We start from the raw sequence: 5,138 nt of genomic DNA, 5'->3' as shown, positions 1-5,138 counted from the left end.
TCAATGGATTGCTGCCCTCACCCCCAACCCTCCCCCACAGGGGGAGGGAGCATATCGGTGGCTTGCCTCGTTTCAGTTCGTTACGCAAATACGCCAGACAGGTTTGTTTCAAATTTATTCCCATCAACCTACAGCCACTCACAAAAACCGATCCCACAAAATAACCATGAACCGCAAAACCATCGCTATTACCCTCCTCACCGCCTTCGCCGCGCTCATCGCCCTCTTTGTCAGCGGCCTCGGCAAAGACCCGCAAGAACTGCCGTCGGTCACCACCGGCAAGGCACTGCCCGCGATTGACCTGCCTGCACTCGAGAGCGACAACACCCGCCACAGCAGCGCCGACCTGCCGCAAGGCGAGCCCTACCTGCTCAACATCTGGGGCAGCTGGTGCCCCGCCTGCCACGACGAACACCCCTACCTGCTCCAACTCGGCCAAAAAATCCCCATCGTCGGCATCAACTGGCCGGCGGACAACGCCAACGAAATCGCAGACGCCACCGCCTTCCTCGCCCGCCACGGCAACCCCTACCGCCTGAGCCTGCGCGACGCAAACGGCACGCTGATTACCGATTTGGGCGTCTATGGCGCGCCGGAGACCTACCTTATCGCCGCCGACGGCACCATCCGTTACCGCCACGCCGGCGCCTTAACCCCGCAAATCTGGCAAGAACACTTCCAGCCGCTGCTGAAAAACCCGTAGGGTGGGGTTTGCCCCACCGCAGCCGCAATGACCACCGAACGGCTCCCTCCCCCGCAAGGCCGGGGTGAAGAAAACCAAACCGCTGACACGCAGAGCCCCCTCACACCGCCTGCCCTAACCCCTGAACCCCGACACACACCCATGAAAATAGACCATATCGCCCTCTACACCGCCGACCTCGAACGCGCCCGCGCCTTCTACGAACGCCATTTCGGTGCGACCGCCAACGACCGCTACCACAACCCCAAAACCGGCCTGCAAACATACTTCCTCACCTTCCCCGACAGCGCAACGCGGCTCGAACTGATGACCCGTCCCGGCCTCGCCCCCGGCGGCGAACGGATGATGCGCGAAGGCTACATCCATTGCGCCTTCAGCGTCGGCAGCCGCGAAGCGGTTGACCGCCTGACCGCACAACTCGTCGCCGACGGCTATCCCTGCCTGAGCGGGCCGCGCACCACCGGCGACGGCTACTACGAAAGCGTCGTCGCCGACCCGGACGGCAACCTGCTGGAAATCACCATCTAAACAGCCCAAAACCATGAAAGCCAAAACCCACCACTACCACACCCGCACCGAATGGACGGGCAACCTCGGCGCAGGCACAGCGCACTACACCGCCTACAGCCGCGACCACATCCACCGCGCCCCCGGCAAGCCGGACATCCCCGGTTCCGCCGACCCTGCCTACCGTGGCGACCCCGCCCGCTGGAACCCCGAAGAACTGCTACTCGCCGCCGCCTCCGCCTGCCACAAACTCTGGTACCTGCACCACTGCGCCGACCACGGCATCACCGTCCTTGCCTACAGCGACGACGCCGAAGCCGAAATGAACGAAGCCGCAGGCCGCATGACCGCTATTCGCCTCAAACCGCGCGTTACCATCAGTGCCGCGTCTGACCCGGCACTTGCCCTCGCCCTGCACCATGACGCCCACCGCGATTGCTACATCGCCAACACATTGAACTGCCCCGTCACCATCGACGCCCACATCGAACAAGCATGATCCGCCGCCTCCTCGCCCTCCTCCTTGCCCTCGCCCTGCCGCTCCACGCCGCGCTGAACGACGCGCCCGACTTCAGCGACCCGGTCGAAAACACCCGCTACCAGCACCTCATCCAAAACATCCGCTGCCCCACCTGCCAAAACAGCAACATCGCCGAATCCAACGCGCCGCTCGCCCGCCAACTGCGCGAACAAATCGCCGCGCGCATCCGCGACGGCGCCAGCGACAGCGACATCAACCACTGGCTGCAAGAACGCTACGGCGACTTCATCCACTACGATCCGCCGCTGAAAAGCCAAACCCTCATCCTCTGGGGCGGCGCACCGCTGACGATGCTCATCGCGCTCGCCCTCTGGCTCGCCGGACGCCGCCGCAAAAACGGCGCGCGTCTGAGCGACGAAGAAAAACGCCAACTACAACAATGGATTGACGACGCCACATGAACTACTACCTGCCGCCGCTCCTGCTCACCCTCGCTGCGCTCGCGCCGCTGTTGCGCGCCAGCCTGCGCCGTCCCGCCGCCCCGCCTGCCGACAACCAAAGCGAACAACGCGCGCTGATTGCCGCCTGGCGCGAACAAAGCGCCGCCGACCCCGCCAACCAGGACGAACACGACTACCGCCTCTACCACGAGCTGAAAAACCTGCGCGCCGGCAAACCCGCCCGCGCCGCGCGCCCGCCGCGCTGGATGATTCCGGCGATGCTGCTCGCCGCTGCTGCCGCGCTGCTGCTCTGGCAACTGAATGACACCACCAACCACCGCCGCTGGTACGACCTCACCCGCCAACTCGCGCCCGTGCTCCAGCGCAGCCAATACCTCGGCGACATCGAAAACATCCCCGCCGAAAGCCTCACCATCTACTGCCAGGCACTCCAACAGCGCATCGACCGCGACGACGCTGGACAACTCACCACCCTCGCCCGCTGCTACGCCCGCGACAACCAGTACCGCATTGCCGCCGACATCTACGCCCGCGCCCGCCGCTTAAATCCGGGCGACGACGCGCTCGCCCTCGACTACGCGCAAACCCGCCTCTTTGCCCACCCCGGCGAAGCCATGCCCGCCGACGTCGAAACCATCCTCCGCCGCCAAAGCGGCCAAAACCCGCTGGCGAAAATCCTGCTCGCCGCCGGCTACACCCAGAGCGACAAAAAAGACCTTGCCGCGCCGCTGTGGGCGGAATTGCGGCGCGAACTCGCGCCCGACCACCCGCTCTACCGCCTCATCCCCGCCGACGGCGACACCGCCGAACCCGCCATCAACGCGCCGACCATCACCGTCCACATCCACCCCGACACACTCGCCACGCTGCCCGCCAGCGCCCGCCTCTACGTCAGCGCCAGCCTGCCGGGCGAACGGATGCCGATAGCGGTACGCGCCACCGCGCCAGCGCTAACACAAACCCTGCAACTGACCGACCGCGACAGCATGACCGGTGAAAGCCTCGCCACCCACCCGCAACTGACCTACCGCGCGATACTCAGCGCCGACGGCAACGTCAGCGGCCAACGCCTCGCCGAAAAACAGGCAACCGCCAGCGGCGACGCCACCCTCACCCTCGATTTGCCGTAACGCCGCCGTCCCGCTCCCTGCTCAACGGCAGCGGCACAACCATCCTGCTCGCCCACCTTGAAAGGCACCGCCAGCGGGGCGGCGCGCCTTGTACAGAACTGCGTGTATCGCTATGGCTCCGCTGCGCGTAGGGTGTGTGCCGCAGGCACGCACGCGGTTCCCGATGCAAAATCCTCCGCGTGCGTGTCGGCTGCGCCGCCACACACCCTACGCACAAAAACCGCCATAGGGTGCGCCTCGGCGCGCCATCTGGGTGATGACGACGATTTTGCGGCTACAGCGACGCGCCTTGTCTGCGATTTTCGGTGGATGGCTATAGCCAGGTTTTGCAACGTCCGTGTGGTCAAGATGTGTCGGCGGCATCCGTGTCGCAGTCTGGATGAGCAGGCGGGAGCCAAACCCGTCGCAAACAAAAACCCCCGGTAGCACGCGCTAGCGGGGGTTTTGCGCAATGTCGCCGTTATTGTGGGCGCGAACATTCACTCAGGTTGCCGCTTTCATCGTGCATCTGCAGCGATTGCGCGTCATGGCTGGTGATTGTGAGGCGAATGCGCCCGTTTTTGCTGCCATGATTGAGGCTGGCGAACAGTTTTTCCTCGTAGGCGGTGAGTTCGGGCGACTTCGCCAGTATCTCCGCCATGCGCGGTTTGAGCGCGCGGATGACGGTGTAATCGCTGATGTCGATGGTGAGCGTGTTATCGGCCAGCGACCAGCGATCTTTGTTATGCACGTCGTAGTGCAACAGCCCGGCTTTCAGGAAAAAGGTCATCATGCCGTCGCTTTCGGCGCTGCCATCGACGCGAAATTCGTAATGCTCGTCGAGGCGGGCGGACAGCGCCGGGTAGGAGGTGCTGCACGTCCAGGCGCCCACCAGAGCGTCTTTGGTCAGCGGTTTCGTCGCTGCGGGCGGGAGCGTGGCAGGCGTTGCGGCCAATACGCCCGGTTCGGCGGCCTCGGCGGTGGGTGCAGTTTCGTTTGCCGGTTTGGCGGCGGCCGCTTCCGCAGCGCGTTTGGCGGCTTCAATGGCAGGCGAGCTCTCGCCCGTCGGTTTATCAGTTTCGGCGGCGGGCGTTACCAACGCCTCATTCAGCGCAGCGGGCGCTTCGGCGCTATCGGCAGCGAAGGCGGGGGCAGCAAGCGCCAGGGTGAGGAGGGTTAAATGTCGCATGGGTTCTCCTGTTGTGTGTGGGGATTCGGTGGGTTGCAGACACGGGCGGGCATCAGCCGCTGACCGGTTGCGGTTGGAACGAGGCAGTCATCTGCCAGCCGCTGGCGGCATCGCCGTCAAAGACCAGAATCATGCCGTGGTTGAAGGGAAAGTAGCCGTGTTCGCCGCGCAATTGCGCCGCCAGTTGGCCAATCCACGGCAGGTGGCCGACGGCAATCAGCCGTTCCTCGCCTGTCTCTGTGAGGAAATCAAGAATGGCATGGGCGGATTTGCCCGGATTGAGCGCGCTGAAGGCGGCAGAAGGAAACGGGTAATGCGCCGCGGTTTCCTGGGCGCGCAGCGCGGCGGAGGTGTAAACGGGCATCGCCGGGTAATGCGCGGCGAGCCATTGCCCGCCCTGCTCGGCCTGTTTGTGGCCAACCGGGTCAAGCGCACGGTCGTAGCCGGTGTAGTGGCTGGCGCTGGCGTGGCGCCAAAGGATGAGTTGCATGGTGGACTCCTTGCAGGTTCAAGGGGAATAGCTGCGAGCGGGCTGATGGTTGCCGCCGCATCAGACAGCCGTGTGCCGACGGGCATTGTATAGCGATACTCACCAAGTTCTGTACATGGCGCGCCGCCGAAGACTGTACAGAGTTATAGCCATCCACCGAAAGCCTCATACGGTGTTGCGCCGCTTCGCCGTACAACC

The 5,138-nt window shown here is 64.5% G+C and carries 7 protein-coding genes; 5 read left to right on the top strand and 2 right to left on the bottom strand.

Annotated elements, in window-relative coordinates:
* Window positions 1–166: 166 nt before the first annotated feature.
* The 5 genes from Q0349_RS03345 (at window position 167) to Q0349_RS03325 (ending at window position 3,282) form a co-directional block, all read left to right on the top strand.
* Window positions 167–703 (top strand): DsbE family thiol:disulfide interchange protein, encoded by a 537-nt coding sequence (locus tag Q0349_RS03345; protein ID WP_298079462.1) that lies wholly within the window; start codon window positions 167–169, stop codon window positions 701–703.
* Window positions 704–844: 141 nt separating this feature from the next.
* Window positions 845–1,231 (top strand): VOC family protein, encoded by a 387-nt coding sequence (locus Q0349_RS03340; RefSeq protein WP_298079461.1) that lies wholly within the window; start codon window positions 845–847, stop codon window positions 1,229–1,231.
* A gap of 13 nt (window positions 1,232–1,244) precedes the next feature.
* The gene (locus tag Q0349_RS03335) at window positions 1,245–1,709 is read left to right on the top strand and encodes an OsmC family protein (RefSeq protein WP_298079460.1); all 465 of its coding nucleotides are present in this window, start codon (window positions 1,245–1,247) and stop codon (window positions 1,707–1,709) included.
* Window positions 1,706–2,152, top strand: coding sequence for a cytochrome c-type biogenesis protein (locus Q0349_RS03330; protein WP_298079459.1), 447 nt, complete (start codon window positions 1,706–1,708; stop codon window positions 2,150–2,152). Before Q0349_RS03335 ends, Q0349_RS03330 begins: the two co-directional genes overlap by 4 nt.
* Window positions 2,149–3,282, top strand: a complete 1,134-nt coding sequence (locus Q0349_RS03325; RefSeq protein WP_298079458.1) for a hypothetical protein — start codon at window positions 2,149–2,151, stop codon at window positions 3,280–3,282. Before Q0349_RS03330 ends, Q0349_RS03325 begins: the two co-directional genes overlap by 4 nt.
* A 460-nt stretch (window positions 3,283–3,742) precedes the next feature.
* Here the strand turns inward: Q0349_RS03325 and Q0349_RS03320 are convergent, their stop codons facing one another.
* Entirely contained in the window at window positions 3,743–4,450 is a 708-nt protein-coding gene (locus Q0349_RS03320; RefSeq protein WP_298079457.1) for a hypothetical protein, read from the bottom strand.
* Between the two features lie 52 nt (window positions 4,451–4,502).
* On the bottom strand, window positions 4,503–4,940 hold the full coding sequence (locus Q0349_RS03315; protein WP_298079456.1) for a histidine phosphatase family protein: 438 nt from the start codon (window positions 4,938–4,940) through the stop codon (window positions 4,503–4,505).
* Window positions 4,941–5,138 lie beyond the last annotated feature (198 nt).

The organism is uncultured Cardiobacterium sp., from assembly GCF_938028185.1.
Taxonomy (GTDB): Bacteria; Pseudomonadota; Gammaproteobacteria; order Cardiobacteriales; family Cardiobacteriaceae; genus Cardiobacterium.
The sequence above is the reverse complement of the archived record's forward strand: the minus strand, read 5'-3'. Positions and strand labels throughout refer to the sequence as shown.